Annotated in this window: 27 protein-coding genes and 2 pseudogenes; 12 read left to right on the forward strand and 17 right to left on the reverse strand. The window is 68.1% G+C overall.

All coding sequences use genetic code 11. The annotated features are described in order from the left end of the window. Positions 1-42 precede the first annotated feature (42 nt). The 3 genes from thrS (at position 43) to IAI58_RS06520 (ending at position 3418) form a co-directional block, all read left to right on the forward strand. Positions 43-1995 (forward strand): threonine--tRNA ligase, encoded by a 1953-nt coding sequence (gene thrS, locus IAI58_RS06510; protein ID WP_207445039.1) that lies wholly within the window; start codon positions 43-45, stop codon positions 1993-1995. A 57-nt stretch (positions 1996-2052) separates the two neighbouring features. Next, entirely contained in the window at positions 2053-2592 is a 540-nt protein-coding gene (gene infC, locus IAI58_RS06515) for a translation initiation factor IF-3 (protein ID WP_207445254.1), read from the forward strand. A 136-nt stretch (positions 2593-2728) separates the two neighbouring features. Further along, positions 2729-3418: an SH3 domain-containing protein gene (locus tag IAI58_RS06520; RefSeq protein ID WP_207445038.1), complete on the forward strand. Its 690-nt coding sequence runs from the start codon at positions 2729-2731 to the stop codon at positions 3416-3418. 12 nt (positions 3419-3430) lie between these two features. On the opposite strand, the gene IAI58_RS06525 is transcribed toward IAI58_RS06520, so the two are convergent. Then, positions 3431-4612, reverse strand: a complete 1182-nt coding sequence (locus tag IAI58_RS06525; RefSeq protein ID WP_207445037.1) for a class I SAM-dependent methyltransferase — start codon at positions 4610-4612, stop codon at positions 3431-3433. 116 nt (positions 4613-4728) lie between these two features. Here IAI58_RS06525 and guaA point away from each other — a divergent pair, with 116 nt between their 5' ends. Then, positions 4729-6303 (forward strand): glutamine-hydrolyzing GMP synthase, encoded by a 1575-nt coding sequence (gene guaA / locus IAI58_RS06530; RefSeq protein WP_207445036.1) that lies wholly within the window; start codon positions 4729-4731, stop codon positions 6301-6303. Between the two features lie 187 nt (positions 6304-6490). Here the strand turns inward: guaA and IAI58_RS06535 are convergent, their stop codons facing one another. Further along, complete coding sequence (locus IAI58_RS06535; protein ID WP_208776038.1) at positions 6491-7519, reverse strand: linear amide C-N hydrolase; 1029 nt, start codon at positions 7517-7519, stop codon at positions 6491-6493. Positions 7520-7875: 356 nt separating this feature from the next. Here IAI58_RS06535 and IAI58_RS06540 point away from each other — a divergent pair, with 356 nt between their 5' ends. After that, positions 7876-8202, forward strand: a complete 327-nt coding sequence (locus tag IAI58_RS06540; protein ID WP_207445034.1) for a nuclear transport factor 2 family protein — start codon at positions 7876-7878, stop codon at positions 8200-8202. Between the two features lie 382 nt (positions 8203-8584). Then, positions 8585-10054, forward strand: coding sequence for an FAD-dependent oxidoreductase (locus tag IAI58_RS06545; protein WP_207445033.1), 1470 nt, complete (start codon positions 8585-8587; stop codon positions 10052-10054). A 26-nt stretch (positions 10055-10080) separates the two neighbouring features. On the opposite strand, the gene IAI58_RS06550 is transcribed toward IAI58_RS06545, so the two are convergent. Together IAI58_RS06550 and IAI58_RS06555 are read right to left on the reverse strand one after the other, a co-directional pair. After that, entirely contained in the window at positions 10081-10689 is a 609-nt protein-coding gene (locus IAI58_RS06550) for an alkylhydroperoxidase domain protein (protein ID WP_207445032.1), read from the reverse strand. Between the two features lie 14 nt (positions 10690-10703). Next, entirely contained in the window at positions 10704-11309 is a 606-nt protein-coding gene (locus tag IAI58_RS06555) for a CMD domain protein (protein ID WP_207445031.1), read from the reverse strand. A gap of 223 nt (positions 11310-11532) precedes the next feature. On the opposite strand from IAI58_RS06555, the pseudogene IAI58_RS06560 reads away from it, so the two are divergent. The 3 genes and pseudogenes from IAI58_RS06560 to IAI58_RS23005 all read left to right on the forward strand — a co-directional run. Continuing rightward, positions 11533-12009, forward strand: a pseudogene (locus IAI58_RS06560) (radical SAM protein); the annotation flags it as partial. A 17-nt stretch (positions 12010-12026) separates the two neighbouring features. Then, positions 12027-13202: pseudogene (locus IAI58_RS06565) on the forward strand (UdgX family uracil-DNA binding protein); the annotation flags it as partial. A gap of 73 nt (positions 13203-13275) precedes the next feature. Next, positions 13276-13458: a uracil-DNA glycosylase family protein gene (locus IAI58_RS23005; RefSeq protein ID WP_237182154.1), complete on the forward strand. Its 183-nt coding sequence runs from the start codon at positions 13276-13278 to the stop codon at positions 13456-13458. A gap of 23 nt (positions 13459-13481) precedes the next feature. Here the strand turns inward: IAI58_RS23005 and IAI58_RS06570 are convergent, their stop codons facing one another. Then, positions 13482-14690: a multidrug effflux MFS transporter gene (locus tag IAI58_RS06570; RefSeq protein WP_207445030.1), complete on the reverse strand. Its 1209-nt coding sequence runs from the start codon at positions 14688-14690 to the stop codon at positions 13482-13484. A gap of 343 nt (positions 14691-15033) precedes the next feature. Here IAI58_RS06570 and IAI58_RS06575 point away from each other — a divergent pair, with 343 nt between their 5' ends. Continuing rightward, positions 15034-16083, forward strand: coding sequence for an amino acid ABC transporter substrate-binding protein (locus IAI58_RS06575; RefSeq protein WP_207445029.1), 1050 nt, complete (start codon positions 15034-15036; stop codon positions 16081-16083). Between the two features lie 48 nt (positions 16084-16131). On the opposite strand, the gene IAI58_RS06580 is transcribed toward IAI58_RS06575, so the two are convergent. From IAI58_RS06580 to IAI58_RS06590, 3 genes are read right to left on the reverse strand one after another with little or no spacing between them, the layout of a single operon-like run. After that, complete coding sequence (locus IAI58_RS06580; RefSeq protein ID WP_207445028.1) at positions 16132-17070, reverse strand: hypothetical protein; 939 nt, start codon at positions 17068-17070, stop codon at positions 16132-16134. Next, positions 17067-17342 (reverse strand): acylphosphatase, encoded by a 276-nt coding sequence (locus IAI58_RS06585; protein WP_207445027.1) that lies wholly within the window; start codon positions 17340-17342, stop codon positions 17067-17069. The genes IAI58_RS06580 and IAI58_RS06585 overlap by 4 nt, the downstream gene beginning before the upstream one ends. Before the next feature lie 20 nt (positions 17343-17362). Beyond that, positions 17363-18070: an ATP12 family protein gene (locus tag IAI58_RS06590; RefSeq protein WP_207445253.1), complete on the reverse strand. Its 708-nt coding sequence runs from the start codon at positions 18068-18070 to the stop codon at positions 17363-17365. Positions 18071-18264: 194 nt separating this feature from the next. On the opposite strand from IAI58_RS06590, the gene IAI58_RS06595 reads away from it, so the two are divergent. Next, positions 18265-18528 (forward strand): hypothetical protein, encoded by a 264-nt coding sequence (locus IAI58_RS06595; protein ID WP_237182152.1) that lies wholly within the window; start codon positions 18265-18267, stop codon positions 18526-18528. Between the two features lie 30 nt (positions 18529-18558). Here IAI58_RS06595 and IAI58_RS06600 read toward each other — a convergent pair whose 3' ends face one another. From IAI58_RS06600 to IAI58_RS06620, 5 genes are all read right to left on the reverse strand, one after another. Next, complete coding sequence (locus IAI58_RS06600) at positions 18559-19437, reverse strand: 3-hydroxybutyryl-CoA dehydrogenase (RefSeq protein WP_207445026.1); 879 nt, start codon at positions 19435-19437, stop codon at positions 18559-18561. A gap of 4 nt (positions 19438-19441) precedes the next feature. Continuing rightward, on the reverse strand, positions 19442-20368 hold the full coding sequence (locus IAI58_RS06605) for an electron transfer flavoprotein subunit alpha/FixB family protein (protein ID WP_207445025.1): 927 nt from the start codon (positions 20366-20368) through the stop codon (positions 19442-19444). Positions 20369-20371: 3 nt separating this feature from the next. Next, positions 20372-21118, reverse strand: coding sequence for an electron transfer flavoprotein subunit beta/FixA family protein (locus IAI58_RS06610; RefSeq protein WP_207445024.1), 747 nt, complete (start codon positions 21116-21118; stop codon positions 20372-20374). Between the two features lie 172 nt (positions 21119-21290). After that, a complete protein-coding gene (locus IAI58_RS06615) occupies positions 21291-21482 on the reverse strand; it encodes a twin transmembrane helix small protein (protein ID WP_207445023.1) in 192 nt (63 codons plus the stop codon). Between the two features lie 131 nt (positions 21483-21613). Then, the gene (locus IAI58_RS06620) at positions 21614-21766 is read right to left on the reverse strand and encodes a hypothetical protein (RefSeq protein ID WP_207445022.1); all 153 of its coding nucleotides are present in this window, start codon (positions 21764-21766) and stop codon (positions 21614-21616) included. On the opposite strand from IAI58_RS06620, the gene IAI58_RS06625 reads away from it, so the two are divergent. Next, positions 21765-22049, forward strand: coding sequence for a hypothetical protein (locus IAI58_RS06625; RefSeq protein ID WP_207445021.1), 285 nt, complete (start codon positions 21765-21767; stop codon positions 22047-22049). The genes IAI58_RS06620 and IAI58_RS06625 overlap by 2 nt on opposite strands. A gap of 61 nt (positions 22050-22110) precedes the next feature. Here the strand turns inward: IAI58_RS06625 and IAI58_RS06630 are convergent, their stop codons facing one another. The 4 genes from IAI58_RS06630 to IAI58_RS06645 form a co-directional block, all read right to left on the reverse strand. Next, complete coding sequence (locus IAI58_RS06630; RefSeq protein WP_207445020.1) at positions 22111-22617, reverse strand: YciE/YciF ferroxidase family protein; 507 nt, start codon at positions 22615-22617, stop codon at positions 22111-22113. A 210-nt stretch (positions 22618-22827) separates the two neighbouring features. Next, positions 22828-23730 carry a prephenate/arogenate dehydrogenase family protein gene (locus tag IAI58_RS06635; protein ID WP_207445019.1) on the reverse strand — a complete coding sequence of 301 codons (903 nt, stop codon included), beginning with the start codon at positions 23728-23730 and terminating at the stop codon, positions 22828-22830. Beyond that, positions 23723-24808, reverse strand: coding sequence for a histidinol-phosphate transaminase (gene hisC / locus IAI58_RS06640; protein WP_207445018.1), 1086 nt, complete (start codon positions 24806-24808; stop codon positions 23723-23725). The genes IAI58_RS06635 and hisC overlap by 8 nt, the downstream gene beginning before the upstream one ends. Next, the gene (locus IAI58_RS06645; protein ID WP_207445017.1) at positions 24805-25704 is read right to left on the reverse strand and encodes a chorismate mutase; all 900 of its coding nucleotides are present in this window, start codon (positions 25702-25704) and stop codon (positions 24805-24807) included. Before IAI58_RS06645 ends, hisC begins: the two co-directional genes overlap by 4 nt. Positions 25705-25788: the final 84 nt, after the last annotated feature.

A 25788-nucleotide genomic window follows, 5' to 3' on the forward strand; every position in this document is an offset into this window, starting at 1 on the left:
GGTCCGCGCCCCCAACACTCCGTCATACGGAACACCGAACCGATGCCTGCGATCACGCTGCCCGACCAGTCCGTCCGCCAGTTCGACGGGACGGTGACGGGCACGACCGTGGCCGCCAGCATCGGCCCGGGCCTGGCCAAGGCCGCGCTGGCCATGCAGGTGGACGGCAAGCTGCGCGACCTCTCCGCCAGCATCGAGGGCGACGCCCGGGTCCGCTTCATCACCCGCAAGGACCCCGAGGCGCTGGAGATGATCCGGCACGACGCCGCCCATGTGCTGGCGGAGGCGGTGCAGGAGCTGTTTCCCGGCACCCAGGTGACCATCGGCCCGTCCATCGAGAACGGCTTCTATTACGACTTCGCGCGCAACGAGCCCTTCACGCCGGACGACCTGCCGAAGATCGAGGCGAAGATGCGCGAGATCGTCTCGCGGAACGCGAGCTTCCTGCGGGAGGAATGGCCGCGCGAGCAGGCCATCGCCTTCTTCGAGAACAAGGGCGAGCGCTACAAGGCCGAGCTGATCCGCGACCTGCCGGAGAGCGAGACCATCTCGGTCTACCGCCAGGGCGAGTGGCTGGACCTCTGCCGTGGTCCGCATATGCGCTCGACCGGCGATATCGGCGGCGCCTTCAAGCTGATGAAGGTGGCGGGCGCCTATTGGCGCGGCGACCACCGCAACGCCATGCTCTCCCGCATCTATGGCACCGCCTGGCGGGACCAGAAGGAGCTGGATGCCTATCTCCTCCAGCTGGAGGAGGCCGAGCGCCGCGACCACCGCCGCATCGGCAAGGAAATGGGCCTCTTCCACCTGCAGGAGGAAGCGGCGGGTTCCATTTTCTGGCACCCCAAGGGCTGGCGCCTCTACACCACGGTGCAGGACTACATGCGCCGCCGCCTGGATGCCGGCGGCTATCAGGAGGTGAAGACCCCGCAGCTGCTGGACCGCAAGCTGTGGGAGGCCTCGGGCCACTGGGAGAAGTACCGGGAGAATATGTTCCTCGCGACCGTCGATGACGAGTCGGAGAAGGACCGCATCCTGGCGCTGAAGCCCATGAACTGCCCCTGCCACGTGCAGATCTTCAACCACGGCCTGCGTTCCTATCGCGAACTGCCGATGCGGATGGCGGAGTTCGGCGCCTGCCACCGCTACGAGCCCTCGGGTGCCCTGCATGGCATCATGCGCGTCCGCGCCTTCACGCAGGACGACGCCCATATCTTCTGCACCGAGGAGCAGATCGCGGCCGAGACGGTCGAGTTCGTGGCCCTTCTCTCGCAGGTCTACAAGGATTTCGGCTTCACCGAATTCCGCGTGAAATTCTCCGACCGCCCGGAGAAGCGGGCGGGCGACGACGCGACCTGGGACCGGTCCGAGGGCGCGCTGAAGGAAGCCTGCCGCATCGCCGGCGTGGAATACGAGCTGAACCCGGGGGAGGGCGCCTTCTACGGCCCCAAGCTGGAATTCGTGCTGCGGGACGCCATCGGCCGCGATTGGCAGTGCGGCACCCTGCAGGTCGATTTCGTGCTGCCGGAGCGGCTGGACGCCGTTTACGTGGGCGAGGACGGCAACCGCCACCGCCCCGTGATGCTCCACCGCGCCATCCTGGGCAGCTTCGAACGCTTCCTGGGCATCCTGATCGAGGAACATGCCGGGCGCTTCCCGCTCTGGCTGGCGCCCGTGCAGGTGGCCGTCGCGACCATCGTCGATGAGGCCGCGCCCTTCGCCAGGGAAGTGGCCGCCGCCTTCCGCAAGGCCGGGCTTTCGGTCGAGCTGGACCTGCGCAATGAGAAGATCAACCGCAAGGTGGTCGACCATATCGAGCAGCGGGTGCCCGTGCTGGCCGTGATCGGCCGGCGGGAGGCTGAGGAAGGCAAGGTGGTGCTGCGTCGCCTGCCGGGCCGCGAGCAGGTCACGATGACGCTGGCCGAAGCGGCCGAAGCCCTTGCGGCAGAAGCCGCGGCGCCCGATCTACGGCCTCTGGATGTTGCAGTCGCCTGACGACTGCATCATAAATAGGCGCATCTAATTTCGTTCTAACAGCGACAGGAGTCGACTCTGGCCCGAGGCCCCGTTCCGAACCAGCTTCCCCCCCGCGACGGACCGCGGGTGAATGAAGATATTCGTGTTCCGCAGGTTCGTCTGATCGACGAAGCCGGCGAGATGCTCGGCGTGATGAGCGCCCGTGAGGCTCTGCTGCGCGCCTATGAAGCCGGCATGGACTTGCTGGAGATCAGCCCGAACGCCGTCCCGCCGGTCTGCAAGATCACCGACTACGGCAAGTACAAGTACGAGCAGCAGAAGAAGGCCAACGAGGCCCGCAAGAAGCAGAAGATCGTCGAGATCAAGGAAATCAAGGTTCGCCCGAACATTGATGACCACGATTACGACGTGAAGATGCGCGCGGCCAAGGGCTTCCTCGAGGAAGGTGACAAGGTCAAGGTCACCCTGCGCTTCCGTGGCCGTGAGATGGCGCACCAGGATCTCGGTGCCAAAGTCCTTGAGCGTGTGCGGACCGAACTCGCGGAACTTGCCAAGGTCGAGCAGATGCCCCGCCTGGAGAACCGCCAGATGATCATGGTGCTGGCGCCTAAATAAGGCGCGGCCCCAGATCCGGCTCTCATCGCCCGGCCAGCCTCGAGCTTGGCCGGGCGATGACGTTTTTTGGCCCCTGACCCGCCGTAAAGCCGCGCCATTCCCGGCGTTATCCTCACGATTGAATTGGAGGATCGCCATGCAACGCTGTTGTTTCGGGGTATCCGGTCTGGCGCTGGCGGCGGTGCTGCTGGCGCCGGCGCTGGCTCAGGCCGCGCCGGCCATCGTTACCACACGGCTGAACATGCGGGCCGGCCCGGGCACCGAATATCCGGTTGTCGCGCGGCTGGAGCAGGGCGTGCAGGTGGAGGTGCTGGGCTGCCTGGAGGGCTATGGATGGTGCGATATCGCCATCGGGCAGGATCGCGGCTGGGCCGCCGGTGCCTATCTCCAGGTTCCCTATGACGAGAGGCGGGAGCCGCTGATGAGGATCGCGCCGGCCATTGGTCTGCCGGTCGTCGGCTTCGCCATCGGCAGCTACTGGGATTCCTACTATCGTAACCGCCCGTGGTACCGGGAGAGGGGCCGCTGGGACCATCGCCCGCCGCCCCCTCCGCCACGCCGGGCTTTCGGGCCGGGGCCGGGACCTGGGCCGGGTTGGGGATCTGGCGGTCCGCGCTTTGACGGACCCGGGCGCGGCGGCCCGCCGCCGGGGCCCCGGTTCGACCGCGGGCCCGGGCCTGGCCCTAACGCCGGCCCCGGGTCGCGCCCAGGGCCCGGCTTTGGTGGACCTGGACCCGGGCCCGGTGGGCCCCGTCCCGGCTTCGGTGGTCCTCCCGGCCCTGGCCGTGGTGGACCACCAGGAGGCCCTGGCGGTCCGCCGCGCTGAAGGGGAGCGGGCTCAGCTCCGCCGCGCCAGCAGCGCGATGCCCTCCGCATAGGTTGGGCCGACCAGCCGGCCCAGCTCCCGCAGGGTGTCGAGAATGCCTTCATCCTCGATGGCCTGGCCGGGCCAGGGCAGCAGCAGGCCATCGGCGCGCAGCGGCTGGAACCCCGCGGCGCGTACCATGCCAGTGACCTCCGCCAGGGTGAAGCCACCCTGCGGCGCCTGGCCGGAAAGCCGCGCCACCCGGTGGTTCAGCGCCCCGCTATTGTCGACCGTCAGGAACAGCAGGCCGCCGGGGCGGGTATGGCTGGCCGCGCGTTGTAGCAGCGTGGCGGAATCCGCCATGCCGGTGGGCAGCGCATCCACCAGGAGCACGACGTCGAAGGGCGGCTCCGAGAGGTCGAGCCGCGCCGGGTCCCCTACCATGAAGCGGAAGTTGGGCAGGCCGCCATGCGAGGCCCGCGCCGTCTCGACCTGTTCCGGCCTGGGATCGACGCCCAGCACCTTGGCCTCGGTGAAGAGGCCGGCGAAACGGCCGGTGCCGCAGCCGAGGTCGAGCAGCCGCTGTCCCGGCGTATCGCCCAGATAATCGCGCAGCAGGCGCCGCACCTCCTGGTGCCGCAGCCGGTTGGGGCCGCTGGCGGGGGGCGCGGCCGGGGCCGGGCGGGCCAGAGGCTCCGCGTCTTCCGGCCCCCCCGCAGGAGCACTCCAGGCTTCGCTGCGCTGTGCCTCGACCTCAGCCACAGGGGCCGCCGCGGGAGCCGGCATCCAGGCTGCCACCGGAGCCGACGGCGCGGCTTCTTCAGGAGCCGGCGCGGGCGGGGCGGGCTCGGAAGCCCCCTCGCGCTGCGGCAGGACGTTCAGCAGCGACTTCACATGATCCGTATCGCTGAGGTCCGTCATCGCGAAGCCGGGCTCCCGCGCGAAGACCACGAAAACCTCATTGGCGAAGACCGGCACCGCCCAGGAGGTGAGCTGGCGAAGGAACTCGGTCTTGATCGCGTTGGTCATGCCCTTGTGGACGACGACCCAGGCATAGGCCGGCTCTTCGCCCTCGTCCTGCTGGCTGTAGGGGCGGACGAAGGGCAGCTCGTCGGCGAATTCCTCCGGCGCCAGGGTCCGCTCACCCGGCCGCCGGCGCTCCAGGAGATACAGCAGGGTATCGTTCCAGGCGCGGTCATCGGTCGGAAAAGGCATCAGTGAGGGCTCCCAGCCACGTATGAATCGAGCGCAGGGTGCCGGGGCGCCGGACGCGGATCAAGAGGCTGCCTTCCGTCTTGCGCCGAGGGCGCCATTGTGGTGCAAGCTGGCCCATGGTCGACCTCTCCTCTCAAGCCCTCCACCGCGATCGCATTCTCATCCTCGACTTCGGCAGCCAGGTGACGCAGCTGATCGCGCGCCGGGTGCGGGAATCCGGGGTCTATTGCGAAGTCTGGCCCTTCACGGCCGGGGCTGATCGCATCCGCGCCTTCGAACCGAAGGGCATCATTCTCTCCGGCGGTCCCGCCAGCACGACCGAGGAAGGCAGCCCGCGCGCGCCGCAGGTGGTTTTCGAACTTGGCTTGCCGGTGCTGGGCATCTGCTACGGCCAGCAGACCATGTGCATGCAGCTGGGCGGCAAGGTGGAGAAGAGCGACCACCAGGAATATGGTCGTGCTTATGTGGAGGTCAGGGAAGCCTGCGCGCTGACCGGTGATGTCTGGGCCCCCGGCGCGCGGGAACAAGTCTGGATGAGCCATGGCGACCATGTGACGGTGTTGCCGGAGGGCTTTCGTGTCGTCGCCACCTCCGAGGGCGCGCCCTATGCCATGGTGGCCGATGACAGCCGTCACTTCTACGGCATTCAGTTCCACCCGGAAGTCGTGCACACCCCGCATGGCGCGCAGCTGCTGAAGAACTTTACCCATGCCGTCTGCGGCTGCCAGGGCGACTGGACCATGGCCGCCTTCCGCGCCGAGGCCGTCCAGCGCATCCGCGCCCAGGTCGGCTCCGGCAAGGTCATCTGCGGCCTCTCCGGCGGCGTCGATTCCTCCGTCGCCGCCGTTCTGATCCATGAGGCCATCGGCGACCAGCTGACCTGCATCTATGTCGACCACGGCGTGATGCGCGGTGGGGAGACGGAGCAGGTGGTCCGCACCTTCCGCGACCGCTTCAACATCAAGCTGGTGCATCGCGACGCTTCCGACCTCTTCCTCGGCCAGTTGGCCGGGGTCACGGACCCCGAGAAGAAGCGCAAGACCATCGGCCGCCTGTTCATCGAGGTCTTCGAGGAGGAGCAGGCGAAGATCGGCGGCGCCGACTTCCTGGCCCAGGGCACGCTCTATCCGGACGTGATCGAGAGCGTCTCGGCGACCGGCGGGCCTTCCGTCACCATCAAGTCGCACCACAATGTCGGCGGGCTGCCCGAGGACATGCGGATGAAGCTGGTCGAGCCGCTGCGCGACCTCTTCAAGGACGAGGTGCGCGCGCTGGGCCGCGAGCTGGGTATGCCGGAGGAGATCGTCGGCCGGCATCCTTTCCCGGGTCCTGGCCTGGCCATCCGCATCCCCGGCGAGGTGACGCGGGAGAAGGTGCAGATCCTGCAGAAGGCCGACGCCATCTATCTGGAGGAAATCCGTGCCGCCGGCCTCTATGACGCCATCTGGCAGGCCTTCGCCGTGTTGCTGCCGGTGAAGACCGTCGGCGTGATGGGCGACAGCCGCACCTATGACAGCGTCTGCGCGCTGCGGGCCGTGACCAGCACCGACGGCATGACCGCCGATGTCTATCCCTTCACCATGGAATTCCTGACGCGGGTCGCCGGGCGCATCGTCAACGAAGTGCGCGGCATCAACCGCGTGACCTACGACATCACCAGCAAGCCGCCCGGCACGATCGAGTGGGAATGATATTGGCCCATCCGGCGGTATCCGAAATCAGCCGATACTGAGCGAGACTATACTGGTAAAATGTTCTCACGCCGATCGGATGCTGCCGGTGGGCGGAGATCCGGCCTGACAACCGGCGTGATGGAGCTTGTCCAATACTGGACAGCTCCATCATCCGGAATACCCCCAAGCCGAGGGCTTCTACCCTTCAATTGGCGTTGGTGAGACGCTGCGTGATGTCTCCGGCGAGGGTCCAGTCATAGGCGTCGATAGCTCGTTCGCCTGCTTTCGAGCCGAAATCGATCTTCGTGAGGTCGACCCAGTAGAGATTGGGAGATCTGGCGGAGTGGAAGAAATAGGTCTTGTTGGTTGAGTCGGCCAGGGTGAACCACAGTGTCGGCCATGCATCCTCGGCGACGCTGCCGGAGGTATCTTTGGCGCCCGGCGGGACTGCCACGTTGCGGGCAATGGACTGAGCGCCGGCAATGGCTTCTGGAACACTCCTGGCCGGCGGCAAGGTCTTCAAATACGAGGCGGCCCGGACAAAGCGGCTTTCCGGATCAATATCGCCCGGCAGCGGTTTGGTGCCGCCGAAAAGCTTGTAATTCCGGACATTCTTAAGCTGAGTCTCCAGCGGCGGCTCGTTGGTCATCACGGTGAACTCTTTGCCCTGATGAACGATCATCCTGCCGTCAACGAACTCGACGATAGCAGAATCCCCTTCAGCATCTGATATTGCGAGGTGAAGTGGCCAGTGCTTGCCGTCGTGCTCAACAGGAACGATCTGAACGGCCTTCAAGCCTTCAACCGCTTCTTTGACCGAGCCGAAATTATCGAGCACATATTGGGCCCAGAGCAGATTCGAGAGGCCGGGCCGATTGTCACGCCGCTCGTATTTGGTGTCGCCAAGATAGAGAAGGTTCGCCACGAGGCCCTTTTCATTCATGCCATCGCTTGTCGCGGCTCCAAGCGCGGTGACTGCCACGCTTCCCAATTTCGATGTCCAGTTAAAGGATTTTCCGTCACCGGTCTTCGAGACCCTCTCCGATCCGCGCGGGTAGACGACCATTTTGGCATCATCCGGGCGGTTCAGATCCATGGTCCGGGCTACGACGTTAGCCTGACCATTCCCATTCGACAGGATGCGGGAACAGGCCGATGCGCCATCGGCTACTGTTGTTGCAAAGAAGGCAGCAACAAGACCAGCCGCTGTAACGCGTCCAACTTTGCTTACCATAAGAAAGCCCTCTATATTAAGAATATAGGACTAATATTGTACCAATAATTCTGATCAGGATTAGGGAATTTTCTGTGTGATATTTAGATGGTCCATTTGCCTGACGGAATGGTTATGACAAGGCTTCAAGCTTCTCTTCACCCGCATCACTGAACAGGGGCGCACCCTAAAGTGTCATGAGGCCTTGTGAAGCAAGCTTTGTTGCAATTTGATGCCTCTGGCCTTTGAAATCTCGCCTTGGCCCGCGGTCCTATCACGCTTACTTCGCGGTGAGTGCCTTACTTATTGGTCTGTTCTTGTTGTTTCCCCGGGCCTGAAGAATATTTCCGGAAGCTAAGCAAACAGGAGCTTCCGAGATGACGCCCGATCTACCAGAGCCCATAGCCAGCTATTTCGCCGCCGACAGCCAGGATGCTGCGGCGGTCGCGCGCTGCTTCAAGGAGGATGCCGTCGTCGTCGATGAACGGCAGACCCATGTGGGCCGCGATGCCATCGGTCGCTGGAAGGCGGAGGCATCCACCAGATACAGCTATGTCAGCGAACCCATCGCTGCTGAAGAAGTCGGCGGCAGGATGATCGTCACCAGCCGGGTGACCGGCAACTTCCCCGGCAGCCCTGCTGATCTGCGCTATATCTTTCACCTCGAAGGCGCGGCCATCGCACGTCTGGAGATCGTCTCGTAAGCCTCGATCTTCATCTGGATGGCCGCTGGCCCTGGTCATGGCGGCAGCAGGAAAGTTGGCGCTGCCGTCTTCCAGGCATTGCCTGACGCTGGTGCCGGACCTTCCCCAAAGCGCCGCTGAGCCTCTCCGTCGGCCGGACGGGATCGGTATCCTCATGGCGTTTCTCGTGTCGTCCCATGCGCCGGTTGTCGGGGGCGGAAGATCATCCGGATCATCACCTGCCGAGGGGCGCTGCTGGAAACCGGCGTCTCCAGGGCATGAGAGCCTCGCCGGAGGGCCGGGATGATCTTTTCTCAGCCCAGGATACCGCCCGAGCCCCTTCGCTGCCCCTGACAGACCGGGTATTGCATCTGCTCCGGGGCAGTGTGCGAAGGGGTGACTGATGACGGAGCAGATGGCCAGGACCGCCCGGCCAGGGGCCCGGCCCGAGGGACTCGCCGCGCATGAGGCGCGGGTGGCGCGCGACCTGGAGCTGCTGACCCTGCCGCCGGCGAACTGGACGGCCGCCGTGACGGGACCTGATGGCCAGCCGTTGCTGGATGTGCTGGTGGTGGGCGCGGGTATGTATGGCATCGCCGCCGCCGCCGCGCTGAGCTTCAAGGGGCTGCGGAACCTGCTGGTGGTGGACCGCGCGCCGGAAGGACAGGAAGGCCCCTGGGTCACCTATGCCCGCATGGAAACCCTGCGGAGCCCGAAGCAGCTTCCCGGCGTCTCCCTGGGTATCCCCTCCCTGACCTTCCGCGCCTGGTATGAGGCGCGGGAAGGGCAGGAGGCCTGGGAAAGCCTTTACAAGGTGCCCAATGCCGTCTGGCAGGATTACCTGGGCTGGGTCCGCCGGGTGCTGCGCCTGCCCGTCCGCAACGGGGTGGAACTCCTCTCCGCCACGCCGGGGGAGGGCTTCGTCACCGTCAGGCTGCGGGAAGGCGGGGAGGAGCGCAGCCTCCATACCCGGCGGCTGGTGCTGGCCAGCGGGCGGGGCGGCACGGGCGGCGTCTCGCTGCCGGCGGGGGTAGACCCGGCGCTGGGGCCGGACCGCATGGCCCATACCAATGCCGGGATCGACTTCGCGGCGCTGCGCGGTCGCCATGTGGCGGTGATCGGCGCCGGGCCGTCCTCGTGGGACAATGCCTCGACGGCGCTGGAGGCCGGGGCCGCGCGGGTGGACATGTATGTCCGCCGCCGCGTGCTGCCGCAGATCAACAAGGGACGCGGCTCCGCCCATCCCGGCTTCTTCGAGGGCTGGGCAGATCTGCCGCCCGAGGAGAAGTGGCGCATCCTCGCCTATATGCACGACCTGCAGGCGCCGCCGCCGCATGAGTCCATCCACCGGGCGATGCGGCACCCGAATTTCCGGATCCATCTCGGCACGCCGCTGCGGGCGGCCCGGCCGGCGCCGGAGGGCGTGGCGCTGGATCTCGGGGATGGCAGCCACGCGCTGGTGGATTTCCTGATCCTCGGCACCGGCTTCACGGTGGACATGTCCCGCGTGACGGAGCTTTCCCAGGTGGCGGGGGAGATCGCCATTTGGGCCGACAGCTACACGCCGCCGCCGGGGCTGGAGCAGGAGGAGCTGTCGCGCTTCCCCTGGCTGGGCCATGGCTTTGAGCTGACGGAGCGGCGGCCCGGCCACTGCCCCGGCCTCTCCCGCATCCATCTCTTCAACCATGCGGCGCTGGCCAGCCTGGGCGCGGTGGCCTCGGATGTGCCGGGCGTCTCGACGGGGGCGGAGCGGCTGGCGCACCGCATGGCCGCGCATTTCTTCACCGAGGATATCGGTCATGTGCGCGAGAGGCTGGAAGCCTTCGCCGAGCCGGAACTGCAGGGCACGCCCTTCTTCGCGCTGCCGGGCTGAGCCGCCCGGCAGCGTCGGCGCGCCGGCTACTTCGGCTGGGGCGGGGCGGCCTCGCCCAGGGAGAGCATCAGCCGGTTCGCCCAGTTGAAGAAGGCCGCGCCGTGGATGACGTCGGCGATCTCCAGCTCCTCCAGTCCGGCCTCGCGCAGCCGCGCGATCTCGGCGGCGCCGAAGCGGCTGGGCGTGGCGCTCAGCGCGACGGAGGCGGCGATGATGGCGTCCCAGCGCGGGTCGATGCTGGTGCCCACGCCTTCATCGAGCAGTTGCTGCACGTCCTCCCGCCGCTTCGAGAACTGCGAGGCGAAGCGGGCATGGACCGAGGCGCAGTAGATGCAGCCATTGTAGCGTGAGGCCGCGGCGGCGGAGAGCTCGCGTTCCGGGCGCGGCAGGCCCTCCTTGGCGTTGTAGAAGATGTCCTTGTCCGTGCGGGTGCGGGCGCCGAGGATATCGGGGTCGTGCGCCAGCAGCATGAAATAGGCGGACTTCGAGCGCGAGCGGTCCACCAGCCCGGTCCAGTGCCGCTCGGTCAGCTGCGCTTCCTCCATCGGCGGCAGCCAGGGCAGCCAGCCCAGCTCCTCCTGCGTGAAGCGGTTGGGTTCGGCATTCTCGGGATGCGTGATGATCTGGTCGGCCATGGCGGGGCGTCCTGTCAGGCGTTCTGCGCCGCCAGGGCGCGCAGCCCCAGCACGACGCGCAACTGGAAGGCCAGGAAGGCGATGAGCTGCGAGAGGGTGACGATGCCCGGTGTCGTCCATCCGGCATCCAGCAGCGCCTGCAGCGCCGCCGGGGCGGCGTCGCGGGGGTGGAAGACCAGCAGATGCGCGTGCTCCAGCGCCGCCGCAAGCCGGGGCGTCAGCGCGGCGCGGCGCCCCTCCGGGATGCGGTACCGGGGCGGCTCGCTGTCCTCGGCGCTCAGCGGGCCGGCGGGGAAATGCCCGGCCGGGCCTTCGGCCTGTCCTGCCACGATCTCCGCCTCGATGGCCGCCAGAAGGCCGGGCGCCGCACCCGCCTGCCGCAGGCCCTCGGCGTAGAAGCCCTGCACCTCCGCCTGCCGGTGCAGGCCGGCGACGAAGCAGGCGACGGCGAAGCGCTCGGGCAGGGAAACCGTCGTGGTCTCCGCCGGCGCGAAGAGCGCGAGATAGCTGGCCTGGGCATTCTCCCGCGTCTGCGGCCGGGCCCGGCGGATATGATCGAGCGGCGAATCCGGCGCGATGCCGGCGAGATGGTCGATGACGTCTGCGATGGCGGCGGTCATGCCCTGGCCTTTCGAGAGAGAGGAGGCGGTGCGGGGCCATCGCGGCGCCCGGCCACCCGGGCATTCCGCCCATGCCATCTGTCGTACAGTCCCGTGCCGCCCTGACGCAATCCGGTCCGCCTGCCGGTCAGGCATTCCGGTGCCGGGAGCGGGAAGCCGCCTGGCCTCTTGTCTCGGCTGTTAACGAGAACATACATAGAACAAAACGGCTGGAGAACGGGGTGTGGACCAGGCGCTCATCAGGAAGCTGCGGATCCTGGCGGATGCGGCGAAATACGATGCGTCCTGCGCTTCCTCCAACGCGCCGAAACGGGCGGCGGGGCCGGAAGGGCTGGGCTCCACCACCGGCAGCGGCATCTGCCATGCCTATACGCCGGATGGCCGCTGCGTTTCCCTGCTGAAGATCCTGCTGACCAACTACTGCCTCTTCGACTGCGCCTATTGTATCAACCGCCGCTCCTCCAGCGTGGCGCGGGCGCGCTTCACGGTGGAGGAAGTCGTCGCGCTGACCGTCAACTTCTACAAGCGCAACTATATCGAGGGGCTTTTCCTCTCCTCCGGCGTCATCAGGTCTCCCGACCATACGATGGAGCAGATGATGCTGGTGGCGAAGACGCTGCGCCGGAAACACGGCTTCGCGGGCTATATCCACCTCAAGGCCATCCCGGAGGCCAGCCCCTGGCTGGTGGAGCAGGCCGGGCAGCTCAGCCTCTTCGGATGACGCCCTGGCGCGTGGAGCTGCGGGAAGGCGCGGATCTCGACGGCTTCCGCCGCGCCGCGCGCGGGCTGGTGGCGGCGGGCGCGCCGCCGGAAGCGGTCAGCTGGGCCAGCGCCGCCACGCGCGGCCTTTTCGGTGCCGAGGTGCCGGAGGATGCGCCGCCGCTCTCCCTGCCGCGCGCGGTGGCCGGGTTCATCGAACCTGTGGTCTGCCATCGCGCGCCGGAGCGCTACGCGCTGCTCTACAGCCTGGTCTGGCGGGCACTGCATGGGGAGCGGGCGCTGGCGGAAGTCCCGAGCGACCCGCTGGTGCACCGGCTGGAGCGGATGCGGAAGGCCATCCGGCGCGACCTGCACAAGATGCACGCCTTCCTGCGCTTCCGTCAGGTGCCGGACCCGGCGGGCGAGCGCTTCCTGACGTGGTTTGAGCCTGAGCATTTCATTCTGGAGGCGGTGGCGCCCTTCTTCGTCGAGCGGTTCCGGGGGCTGGTCTGGTCGATCATCACCCCCATCGGCTCGCTGCACTGGGACCGGCAGGCGCTGCGCTCCGGCCCCGCCGGCAGCCGTGCCGATGTGCCGGAGAGCGATGCCTTAGAGGAAGGCTGGCTCGGCTATTACGCCAGCATCTTCAACCCCGCGCGGGTGAACCCCACCGCCATGCGCGCGGAGATGCCGCGGAAATACTGGCACAACATGCCGGAGGCAGCGCTGATCCCCGGCCTGATCCGCCAGGCGCCCGCCCGCATGCGGGAGATGATAGCCCGGCAGGCCGCCGCGCCCCGGAAGCGAGACCCGTCGCGCGCCGTGGCTTCCATGGCGCGGCAGGCGCCTGGCAGCCTGGCGGAGCTGAACACCCTGATCGCGCAGGCCGAGCCGCTGGTGCCCGGCGCCACCCGCGCCGTGCTGGGGGAGGGGCCGGTCGGCGCCGCCATCGCCCTCGTGGGGGAGCAGCCGGGCGATCAGGAGGATCTGCGGGGCCGCTGCTTCGTCGGCCCGGCCGGGCAATTGCTGGAGCGCGCGATGCAGGAGGCCGGGATCGACCGGGGCGCGGCCTATCTGACCAATGCCGTGAAGCACTTCAAATTCGTGCGGCAGGGCAAGCGGCGGCTGCACCAGTCCCCCACCACCGGCGAGGTGAAGCATTACCGCTGGTGGCTGCGGCAGGAGCTGGGCTTCGTGAAGCCGAGGCTGGTGGTGGCGCTCGGCGGCAGCGCGACGCTGGCGCTGACGGGGGGAGGTGGTGCCGGTCATGCGCCATCGTGGCCGCGCGAAGTTCGAGGGCGACCAGCCCGGCTATATCATGCCGCATCCTTCCTACCTGCTGCGCCTGCCGGAAGGGGATGCGAAGGCCCGTGCCTATGCGGATTTCGTCGCCGATCTCCGCGCCATCCGTGCCCTGGCGGAGGAGCTGGAGGCGGGCACGGCGGCCTGAGGCCGCCGGTCAGCCCATGGCGGTCAGGAACGCGGGCGCATCAGCTCGGCGATGACGGTGGCGATGGCCGCGCCCAGCATGAGGAAGGCCAGCGGCCGGGCGGTGCCATCGGCCATCACGCTCAGCAGGATGCCGCTGGTGCCGGCGACGCTGAATTGCAGCGTGCCCTGCAGGGCGGAGGCCGAGCCGGCATGGGCGGAATGCCGTGCCAGCGCGCCGACGGTGGCATTCGGCAGGATGATGGCGGTGCAGGCATTGGCGATGGTGATGGGCAGCAGCACCGCCAGCATCGTCGGCGACCCGCTCAGCACCACGGCGACCAGCACCAGCGTCGCGGCCAGCATCACCAGGGAGACGCCGCGCACCACGCGCGTCGCCCCGAAGCGCATCAGCAGCGGCGGGTTGAGCTGCGAGGCCAGGATGAAGGCCGCCGCATTGGCGCCGAAGAGAATCGCGAAGGCACCGGGCGTCAGCCCGAAGATGCCGACGAAGACCGCCGGCGAGCCGCCGATATAGGCGAAGAGCAGGAACATGGTGGAGCAGCCCAGCGCCGCATGGGCCTGGAAGCTCCGCTCCTTCAGGATCTGCGCGTAGCGCAGCAGCTGTGCCATGAAGCTCAGCCGCAGGCGGCGCTCCGCCGGCAGGGTTTCCGGCAGCAGCCGCCAGACCAGGAACATCGAGAGCAGCGCGTAGCAGACGCCGAACCAGAAAATCTGCCGCCAGCTACCGAATTGCAGCATCAACCCGCCCAGGCTGGGCGCCAGGATGGGGGCGGCGCCCATCACCAGCGTCAGCCGGGACATCAGCTTGGCGGCGGTGAAGCCCTCGGCAATGTCGCGCACCACGGCGCGCGGCAGCACCGTGCTGGCCGAGCCGCCGAAGGCCGCGATGAAGCGGCAGATCGCCAGGGTCTGGATATCCGTCGCCAGGGCGCAGCCGGCGGAGCCGATGATGAAGACCACCAGCCCCACCAGCAGCGGCCCCCGCCGACCGTAGCGGTCCGCCAGGCTGCCCTGCACCAGCTGCCCCACGGCGAGGCCCATGAACCAGGCGGCCAGGGTGATCTCGGCCGAGCCGGGCGGTGACCGGAAGCTGGCCTCCACCGCCGGGAAAGCGGGCAGATACATGTCGGTGGAGAGGGGGCCAATAGCGGTCAGAAAGCCCAGCAACAGGGGAAGCCAGCGCGGGAAGGTGGAAGCCGGCGCGGCAGGGGGCAGAGGCAGCGATGACATCAAGGCATCCGGTCAGTGGCACGCCGGTGGCGGCCCATGGATCAGGAACGGGAGGGGAAGGAACTGCCACTCGGGAGGAGGGGAGTGGTGTCAGGCTAACGCAAGGCGGTTGGGTTTGTCGCAGGTCCGGTGTCTGGGCTTGGCGGGTTCTCGTACCCGGCCAGAGAGCATGAGCCTAAAATTCATGCAGCAAGCGGAGGGATTGAGCAAATATCGTCCTGATATGGCAATATTTGCTCATGGATTGGCCGCTTCATGCTTGCGGCGGCAAAGGCCTGCATCTGAGACTGTGAAGGTCGGTGAAAATATCCGAGCTGCCATGCAATCGATGGAGAGCCGCGTGATGTCCTTCCGAGCCCCGCCTTTTCTCTCTGCCCCTGGCCTCGCGGCGCTGGCGGGGGCCGTACTCGCCGCATTCCCCGGGGCACCCGCCATGGCGCAGGCCTCGACCGATACGGTGGCTGCCATCCGCAGCCGCGGCCAGCTGGTCTGCGGCGTGGCGGGCCAGGTGGCTGGATTCTCCCTGCCGGACAGCAGGGGAGAGATGCGCGGCATCGATGCCGATAGCTGCCGCGCTGTCGCCGCCGCCATTTTCGGAGATGCCGGCAAGGTCCGCTTCGTCGCCACGACCCCGCAGAACCGTTTCACGGCGCTGCAGTCGGGCGAGATCGACATGCTCGTCCGCAACACTACCTGGACCCTGTCGCGCGAGGCCTCGCTGGGCCTGGAATTCGCCACGATCAACATGTACGACGGCCAGGGCTTCATGGTGAAGAGGGCCTCCAGCGTGACATCGGCCAAGGATCTCGGCGGCGCCAGCATCTGCGTGCAGCCCGGCACCACCACCGAACTGAACATGACGGATTACTTCCGCAGCCAGAACCTGCCCTTCACCCCCGTGGTGATCGAGACGGTGGAGGAGGTGCAGAAGGCTTTCATCTCCGGCCGCTGCGATGCCTATACGACCGATACCTCCTCGCTGGCTTCCTTCCGCGCCACGCAGGGGCCGGATGCCGGGAAATACCTGCTGCTGCCGGAGATCATCTCGAAGGAGCCGCTGGGCGCCGTCATCCGCAAGGGCGACTTCAAGTTCTTCGACATCGTCCGCTGGGCGCATTTCGCGCAGCTGACGGCCGAGGAACTGGGCATCACCAGCCAGAACATCAGCAGCTTCGAGGACAGCAACAACCCCGATGTGCAGCGCTTCATGGGGAAGTCGGGCGACCTGGGCAAGATGATGGGCCTGAGCCCGGACTGGGCGGTGCGGCTGGTCAGGCAGGTCGGCAATTACGGCGAGGTCTGGAACCGCAATATCACGCCGCTGGGCATCCAGCGCGGCATCAACAACCTCTGGACCAAGGGCGGGCTGCAATACGCCCCGCCGATGCGCTGATCCGGTGGCGGCGGCCCTGTCCTGGGCCGCCATTGCCGACCGGCGGCGTCAGTCCCGCAGCGGATGCGCGTCCAGCACGGCCTGGAAGCGTTCGCGCTTCAGTCGTTCGTAATGGCGGCGGTGGAAGCCATCCACCCAGAGCAGCTTCTCCAGCGTCATCGGCTCGAATCTGAAATCATCGCCCGCCGCGATGGTATGGCAGTCGAAGCCCATGGCGCGGAAATGCGTGGGCGAGAAGGAGTGCCCTTCCTCGCCGATATAGCGGCCGAAGGAGACGTTGGTCATGACCCGCGTCAGGTTCAGCTCCATGCAGGCCAGGCTCTTGGCGGCATCCTGCGAGGAAGCCTCCGTGCCCACCACCAGCGGCTCATAGAGGCGGAAGATGCGGGCATGGTCGCGGCGCTGGTAATCCTGGCCCTCCAGCAGCGCGTAATAGGGCTTCAGCCACTCCATCATCTTCAGCCAGCCATGGCGGCGCAGGCCGAAGCCCCAGTGGTGTTCCAGCGGGATATAGCTGACCTGCGGCCCCGGGTAGTTGCGGCGGTGGTCGCCATAGGCGCCGAAATAGGCGACGCGGGGAAAGGGTTCCGTCTGCTCCCGCAGCCGCTCCAGCGCCCAGACATACCAGGGGCCGGGGAGCAGGTCGTCCTCGAAGAAATACCCGAGATCCTGTTCCAGCGCCTCGAAGACCAGCCTTTCGCCGCGCAGGATGTTGCGGGCGACACCGAGATTCCCGTCGCTCGCCATCACCCGCCCCTGTGGGAAATGCCGGCGGAAGACGGCGATGCTCTCCGCGATATCCTCGTCCCGCGCATGGCGGCGGCCGCTGAGGGCGGAGACCGCGCCATCCTGCAGCAGCCAGATGCGCCGCTGGTCCAATACCACGCCCTTCTGCGCCGCCAGGCCGGCGCAGACCTGGTCCAGATAGTGCGGCCGGTTGAAGGAAAAGAGGATGATCGGCGCCTGGACCCGGTAGGGTTGCGTCACAGGCTCGGCGTCCGGCGGAAGCCGGGTTCCTCCGCGGGCTCTGCGAAGTCCTCGGTGATCTCCTGCACCCAGGCCATGGTCGGGCCGGCGCGGCAGGCGGTCAGCAGCGCGCCGACGGCGGCGGCCTCGCCGCAGACCAGCGCCTCCACGCTGCCGTCACTTCGGTTCCGTACCCAGCCCTGCACGCCCAGCCGTGTCGCCTCCCGCACCATCCAGTCGCGGTAGCCGACCCCGTGCACCCGACCACGGATGCGTACCAGCTTGGCGTCCATCGTTCCTCCTCGTCCGGCGCTCAGTCGCGCGCCAGCAGCATCACTCTCTCGGCCAGGGCCACATCCCTGGCGATGGCGCGGCGGCGCGCCATCGCCTCGGCATCCTCGCCCCAGAAATCCTGCTGCCAGCTTTCCTCGACCATGGCCAGCCGGGTCGCCTCGGCGGCGTCCAGGCGACGGTGCACCATGGCCAGCCCCAGCACCACACTACCCAGCAGCGGCACCGCCAGGCCCAGCGCCGTCAGCGGCAGGGGCGGCAGGGCGGCCACCGCGCGCCGCAGCGCGGCGAGCGATTCCGGCGGCTGCGCCACATGCCGGATATCGTTGGTGTGCTTCAGCGGGGCGTCCAGTTCCAGCGCCGCCCAATCCAGCAGCGGCTGCCATTCGGCCGCCTGGATGGCGGCCAGGCGCGGGTCCTCGCCCCGGTAGCAGAGCAGGTCCGTCTCGCCATACTGGGCGATGGCATCCACGCTGGGGCCGGGGTCCGGCGCCACGCGGTCGATGGCGGTGCTGACCACGCGGGTCAGCGGCACCATCTCCATCGTCATCTCGCCGCCCTTGGCGCCGCCGGCCTCCTGCCACTCGGCGGCAAGGGCATCGGCCAGGCGTTCGGTCGCCAGCCGCAGCTGGCCGCCGGCCGGCAGCCGCATCGGCCGGCCGTCCAGCAACAGGGTGAAGCCGCCCTCCTCGTGCGGGGCGGCGGTGGCAGTGTCCCAGAACCGTTTCATGCGGGCGATATGGCGCGGCAGATGGGGCCGCGCCAAGCCCCGATGCGGCTGCCATGGCCAGGACCTTCACGCCGGCCTGTCCAGCAACCTCTTGGCACCCTCGTCGTTACGCTGCCAGACGACACCGGCCTTGGCCAAGCTTTCCGGCATTCTGCCGGCTCGGGCGAGGATCGGTTCCCGCAGGGAGAACCAGGATGAAATTACAGCTGATCGGTATGACCGCTCTGGCGCTCGCGCTGGCGGCCTGTGGTACCAATGATCGTGACCGCGTGCAGGGCGGGGCCGCCGCCGGTGCGGCGACGGGTGCCGGCGTGGGCGCCATCGCCGGGCCGGTGGGCGTCGTCGGTGGCGCACTCGTCGGCGGTGGCGCCGGCGCGGTGACCGGGGCGACTACTTCCCCCCGTGACCTGAACCTCGGCAGGCCCGTCTGGAACAACCCGGAAGTCCGCACGCCCTGAGGTGACGGCGCCCATCGCGCCCGGGGCGGGCTACCGCGTCGGGCGCGGCGGCTCCTGGCTGTAGTCATAGAAGCCGCGGCCGGATTTCCGGCCCAGCCAGCCCGCTTCCACATGCTTCACCAGCAGCGGGGAGGGACGGTATTTGCTGTCCCCCATGCCCTCGTGCAGCACCCGCATGATGGCGAGGCAGGTATCCAGGCCGATGAAGTCGCCCAGTTCCAGCGGGCCCATCGGATGCGCCGCGCCCAGCTTCATGGCGGCGTCGATCGAGCGCACGTCGCCCACGCCTTCCTGCAGCGCATAGACCGCCTCGTTGATCATGGGGATCAGCACGCGGTTGACGATGAAGGCGGGGAAGTCCTGCGCCACCGCCGTGGTCTTGCCCATCCGCTCGGCAAGCTGCTGCACCGCGGCGAAGGTCTCGTCATCCGTGGCGATGCCGCGGATGATCTCCACCAGCTTCATCACCGGCACCGGATTCATGAAGTGCATGCCGATGAAGCGGTGCGGCCGGTCGGTGACGGCGGCCAGGCGGGTGATGGAGATGGAGGAGGTGTTGGAGGCCAGGATGGCATCCGCCTTCAGCAGCGGCACCACTTGTCTGAAGATGGAGAGCTTGAGGTCCTCGCGCTCCGTCGCCGCCTCGATGACGATATCGGCGGCGGAGAGCGCCGCCATGTCGGTGCCGCCCTGGATGCGCCCGAGGGCGGCCTCCCTGACGGCTGCATCGATGCTGCCTTTGCTCACCTGACGGTCGAGGTTCTTCGCGATGGTCGCGCGCGCCTTCTCGACCGCCTCGGCTTTGACGTCGACCAGCACGACATCCAGTCCCGCAAGCGCCGCCACATGGGCGATGCCATTGCCCATCTGGCCGGCGCCGATGACGCCGACCGTGCTGATCTCCGCCATGGGTTCAGCCCAGCTCCTGCTCGAGTTCCGGGATGATCTTGAAGAGGTCGCCCACCAGGCCGTAGTCGGCCACCTGGAAGATCGGCGCCTCCTCGTCCTTGTTGATGGCGACGATCACCTTGCTGTCCTTCATACCGGCGAGGTGCTGGATGGCGCCCGAGATGCCGACGGCGATATAGAGCTCCGGCGCCACGATCTTGCCGGTCTGGCCGACCTGGTGGTCGTTCGGCGCGTAGCCGGCATCCACGGCGGCGCGGGAGGCGCCGACGGCGGCGCCCAGCTTGTCCGCCACCTTGTCCAGGATCGCGAAGTTCTCGGCCGAGCCCAGGGCGCGGCCACCGGAGATGACAACGCGCGCGGCGGTCAGTTCCGGCCGCTCGCTCTTGGCGATCTCGGCGCCGACGAAGGAGGAGAGGGCAGGGGCCTCGGCCGCGGGCGCCGCCTCGACCGGGGCGTTGCCGCCCTCGGCCGGGACCGGGTCGAAGCTGGCGGCGCGGACGGTCATCACCTTCTTCGCATCGGCCGACTTCACCGTGGCCAGCGCATTGCCGGCATAGATGAAGCGGCGGAAGGTCTCCGCGTCCACCACGCCGGCGATGTCCGTGATGATCTGGAGGTCCAGCAGGGCGGCGACGCGGGGCATGATGTTCTTGCCCATGGCGCTGCCCGGCGAGAGCAGATGCGTGTAGCCGGGCGCCAGCGCCAGCAGCAGGGCGGCGGCGGGCTCGGCCAGGCCGTGCTCATAGGCCGGACCGTCGGCCTGGATCACCTTGGTGACGCCGGGCAGCTTCGCGGCCGCCTGCGCGGCCGCGGCATTGCCCAGCACCAGCATATGCACGTCGGAATCGATCTGCGTCGCCGCCGCCACGGTGGAGCGGGTCGGAACGGAAACATGATCTTCGCTGCGGTCGGCGAGAATCAGGACGGCCATGGCTCAGATCACCTTCGCTTCGTTGCGCAGCTTGTCCACCAGCTCGGCCACCGAGGCGACCTTCCGGCCCGCCTGGCGCTTCGGCGGCTCCTCGACCTTCAGCACGGTCAGGCGCGGCGTGACATCGACGCCGAGATCGGTGGGCTTCAGCGTCTCGATCGGCTTCTTGCGCGCCTTCATGATGTTGGGAAGGCTGGCATAGCGGGGCTCGTTCAGCCGCAGGTCGGTGGTGACGATGGCCGGCAGCGACAGGCTGACCGTCTCCAGGCCGCCATCGACCTCGCGCGTCACGGTGGCGCGGCCGTCGGCAATCTCGACCTTGCTGGCGAAGGTGCCCTGGCTCCAGCCCAGCAGCGCCGCCAGCATCTGGCCGGTGGCGTTCATGTCGTCGTCGATGGCCTGCTTGCCCAGGATGACGATCTGCGGCTGCTCGCGCTCGGCGATCGCCTTCAGGATCTTGGCCACCGCCAGCGGCTCGGCGCCCTCGGCTTCCACCAGGATGCCGCGATCGGCACCCATGGCCAGTGCGGTGCGGATCTGCTCCTGCGCCTGGGCCGGCCCGATGGAGACGGCCACGATCTCGGTCGCGATTCCCTTCTCCTTCAGCCGCACCGCCTCTTCCACGGCGATCTCGTCGAAGGGGTTCATCGACATCTTGACGTTGGCGGTCTCGACACCCGTGCCATCCGCCTTGACGCGAACCTTCACGTTATAGTCGACCACCCGCTTGACCGGGACCAGGAGCTTCATCGGTAGGGCTTGTCCTTCTTGCGCCGTCTCATGCTGCCGAAGCCGTCCGGGCGGACCGCCGGACCGGCTATCCGCCGCGACCCCGGGGCACCCGGCAGGTGCCCGCCTCCCGGCCGCGCGCGAAACCTAAAGCCCTGTTATGGCCGCTGGCAAGTGCTGCATGACCGATCGGTCAGTGCCGGCTGATCAGTAGCAGCAGCACGAACAGCGCCACGGCCAGGCCCTGCAGCATGACCCGCCAGCGCATAAGCCGGTTGGACTTCGCGCCGTCCTCGCCACGCGCGAGCCCGAGCATGCCTGCGAAAAGAGTGCCCAGGGTGGCCAGCATGACGATGACCAGAAGTACGGTAACGGCGGTTTGCATCGCGTAAAGATGGCCCAGAGCCGGGGACGCGCAAGCCGTGCGACGCCCTGGCGGGCGGGGTTTGGGGTGCATCTGATGCATGGGAGCCATGCGTCATGCTGCTTGTGGCGCCGTGGAAACGAAGCCTATGGTCAGTTCATGTGCCGCATGACGTCCACCCGGATGATGATTAGCGGCCCGGCCGCCTGAGCGCCCTGCGGGGGGCAGCGGCCGGGATGACCCCGCACGCCTCCCTTCAGCCGCCGCGCCACGCAGGCGCCGATCATCCGGACCGTCACCTCCATGTCAGATGTCTCCTCCGCCGTTTCCGCGGCCCAGTTCACCGTCGTCGCCGAGGCTTACCCTGGCCTGCTCAGCCGCGTGCTGGAGCCGCTGGCCAAGCGCGACCTGACCCCCGACCGCCTGCGGGCGCACCGGGAAGGCGATGTCCTGCGGGTGGAGATCGGCCTCGACGCCATGCCGCTGGAAATGCTGCACCTCGTGGCCGGCAATCTCGGCCAGATCATCGGCGTGCGGCGGGTGGAGGCCATGGAAGGCCGCCACGTCCGCCTCGCGGTCGCGGCCTGAGCACCAAAAGGGCCTCCCGCGTGGGAGGCCCCCTGGTCGGAAGCCGGATGGAAACGAGGACTCAGGCTGCGCTGGCCGCCTTGCGGTTCTTGCCCTGGTCGGTGGCCATCTTGGTCAGCAGCGCGTCGGTCTGCTTCTCCTCCGCCAGCGTCTCCTCCAGCAGGGAAACGATCTCCTTCTTCCCGGACTGCTTGGCCCAGGCGATCAGCGTGCCGTAGCGCGCCATCTCGTAATGCTCGACAGCCTGGGCGGAGGCGATCAGCCCGGCATCACGGACCGCGCTGGGCTCCGGCGCCTCCTCCAGCAGTTCCTCGGCTTCCTCGATCAGGCCGTTGATGGCCTCGCAGGTCACGCCCTGAACGCGCTTGCCCAGCGCCTCGAACACCTGTTGCAGCCGCTCGATCTGCTGCTGGGTCTGCTCCCGGTGCAGCATGAAGGAATCGCGCAGGGACTGATCCTCGGCCGCCTTGGCCATTTTCGGCAGCGCCTTCAGGATCTGCCGCTCGGCGTAATAGATGTCCTTCAGGGTGTGAAGGAACAGGTCGTCAAAGGTCTTTATGCCTGCCATGGGCTCTCTCCTGGTTCCGGCCATGCGCCCCGGAGGGCGGGAATTCTCAGGGCGGGCATGGTCCGCCTGCCTTCCGATCCGGCGGCTCTGGCCCGGGTTTCCCCGAGGCTCAGGCGCAGGCACGGTCGGCAGGGTGAGAACGGGCCAGGGGAGAGGAATTTGCGCCGGGCCGGCCTCACAAAGAGTCCAGCCCTCGCCTTTACGGGCGGCTCAGGCCTGCTTCAGCGCGATCAGGCTCTTGCGGACCTTCTGGCCGCGATGGATGCGGTCCTCGATGAAATCGGCCTGCCCCCAGCGCACGGCGCGGCCCAGCGCCTGGGCGTCCTCGCTGAAGCGGGCCAGCATCTCCAGCAGGGCCGGCTTGTTGTTCAGGAAGATGTCGCGCCACATGTTCACGTCGCTGGCGGCGATGCGGGTGAAGTCCCGGAAGCCGGAAGCGGCGAATTTCAGCACCTGCTCCTGCGTCTCCTGCGCCAGGTCATCCGCCGTGGAGCAGATGGTGAAGGCGATCAGATGCGGCAGGTGGCTGACGATGGCGACCACCTTGTCATGGGTGGCGGCATCCATCGTCTCCAGCATCGAGCCGGCGCGGCGCCAGAACTCCGCCACCTTCTCCACCGCGGCCGGATCGGTGCCGGCGGGGGGCGTCAGGATGGTGTAGCGGCCCTCGAACAGGGTGGCGAAGCCGGCATCGGGGCCGGAATGCTCGGTGCCCGCCATGGGGTGGCCGGGCACCAGATGGACATGGTCCGGCAGCAGCGGCAGCAGGTCCCGCAGCACGGAGCCCTTGGTGGAGCCGGTATCCGTCAGCACCGCCCCCGGCGCCAGATGCGGGGCGATGACGCCCATGACATTGGCGAAGGCCCCCACGGGCACGCAGAGGATGACGGCGTCGCAGCCTTCCACAGCACGCGCGGCGTCGATCTCCACCACATCGGCGATGCCGAGTTCCTCTACCCGCGCGGCGACACCGGGACCGCTGTCGCAGGCGACGACGGTGGCGGCGAGATCGCCGCGCTCCCGCGCCACGCGGGCGATGGAGGAACCGATCAGTCCCAGCCCGATGATGCAGAGGCGGCGGAAGACGGGCGCCTTCTCCTGGACCTCACCCATGCGCGAAGGCGGTCAGGGCATCGATCACCATCTGGCATTCCTCGGCCGTGCCGATGGTGATGCGCAGGCACTGCGGCAGGGAATAGCCGCCCATGGCCCGCACGATCAGCCCGCGCTGCTTCAATGCCGCATCAGCCGCGCTGGCACGTTCCGGCGCGCCGAAGTCCACCAGGATGAAGTTGGTATGGCTGGGCCAGACCTTGATGCCGGCGGCTTCCAGCGCCGCCACCACCTTGCCGCGCCACTCGTTGTTATGGGCAACGGACTTCGCCTCCCAGCCTTCCTCGGCCAGCGCCGCCACGGCGGCGGCCTGGGAGGCGGCGGCGACGTTGAAGGGGCCGCGCACGCGGTTCAGCGTGTCGATGATCTCCGGCGAGGCATAGCCCCAGCCCACGCGCATCCCGCCCAGCCCGAAGATCTTGGAGAAGGTGCGGAGCATGATGGTATTGCCCGCGGCATCCACCAGCTTCGCGCCGGCGTCGTAACCGGGTTCGGTGACGTATTCGGCATAGGCGCTGTCCAGCACCAGCAGCACGTCGTCCCGCAGCCCGGCGCGCAGGCGGGCGATCTCGGAGGAGGGCAGCAGCGTGCCGGTCGGGTTGTTCGGGTTGGTGATGAAGACGATCTTCACCCGGGGGCCGGCGGCGGCGGCGATCATGCCATCGATATCCGCGCGCATGTCCTTCTCGGCCACCTTCAGTACGCGGCAGCCGGCATAGCGGGCGGCGATGTCGTACATCATGAAGCCATAGGCGGACATGACGATCTCGGTGCCCTCGCTGCCATAGGCCAGGCAGAGATGGGCGATCAGCTCGTCCGAGCCGTTGCCGCAGACGATGCGGGCGGGGTCCAGCCCGTATCTGGCGCCGATGGCCTGCCGCAGCGCCGTGGCCCCGCCATCGGGGTAGCGATGCGCTTCCCGCGCCGCCTGCGTGATGGCCTCGATCGCCTTGGGCGGCGGGCCGAAGGCGCCTTCGTTGGAGGAGAGCTTGATGATCCGGTTGACGCCCGGGATCTTCGATTCGCCCCCGACGTAAGGCTCGATCGTCAGGATGGAAGGGCGGGGCTGCACGGTCATGCGGGCATTTCTTCTGGCTCGGGCTCGGCATAGGCGCCGAGGATCTGGATATGCTGGAAGGGCAGGCTGGTGAGGCGCGGGTCCTCGGCGGTCACGAAGCCCTCGACCTCCACCAGCGCCATGGGGGCGGGCAGTTCACGCCGCAGCACCCGGCGCGGCGGCAGGCCGATGGCGGCGAAGGCGCTGGCGATGCGCGCCCGGCTGTGCTCGGCCTCCGGCTCCAGCCGGATCAGGGTGCGGTCACGCCCGCTGGGCTCCGGCTCGGCTAGGGCGATGGCGAAGGCCTGGGGCTCGGGGCTGTCGCGCTCGGCCAGGAAGGGCAGGCCGGCCACCACCTGCAGGCGGGGCGCCTCCATCTGCGTCCACCAGGCGGCCTCGGGGGCTTCGCCTTCCTCCGGCGCGGCGAGGATGCCGATGCTGGCCTCGCCTGAGGCCACGGCGGACAGGACGCGGGAAGGGGTGGGGTTCAGCTTCATCGGCGTCAGCAGGCCGAAATGGCCGCGCGCCAGCCGGGTGGCATTGGCCTCCGCACTGCCATGCACCGCCATCGAGAGGGGGGCCTGCTGCGCCAGGGAGGATGTGATGATGTCACGCCAAAGACGCACCAGGACAATGCGGGGCAAGGGGCTGTCATGGCGCGCCAGCAGGCGGCGCAGGATCATGGCCTCCCGTGCCGGGCGGAAGCGGGAGCTGCTGCCCTTCACCCGGCTGGCCGCCATCTGGGCCGAAAGGGCGGCGCGCTGCATCAGCAGGTCGTGCATCGCGCTGTCGATGCGGTCGATCTCCGCGCGCAGGGCGGAAAGGTCCGGCGGGGCCGTGGGGGCGGCCTCGGGGATGTCCCGGGAGAGGGACGGGTCGGCCGGGGGGGAGGGGGCGGTCTGGGTCTGATCGGGCATGGCGGCAGGTCAGCAATAATCCCCTCCTGCCTCCACGCCAAGCTGCTTGGCGTGTTGGCGCTCAGCCGGCGATGGACCTGCGGC

This window comes from Roseomonas marmotae (assembly GCF_017654485.1).
Lineage (GTDB): Bacteria > Pseudomonadota > Alphaproteobacteria > Acetobacterales > Acetobacteraceae > Pseudoroseomonas > Pseudoroseomonas marmotae.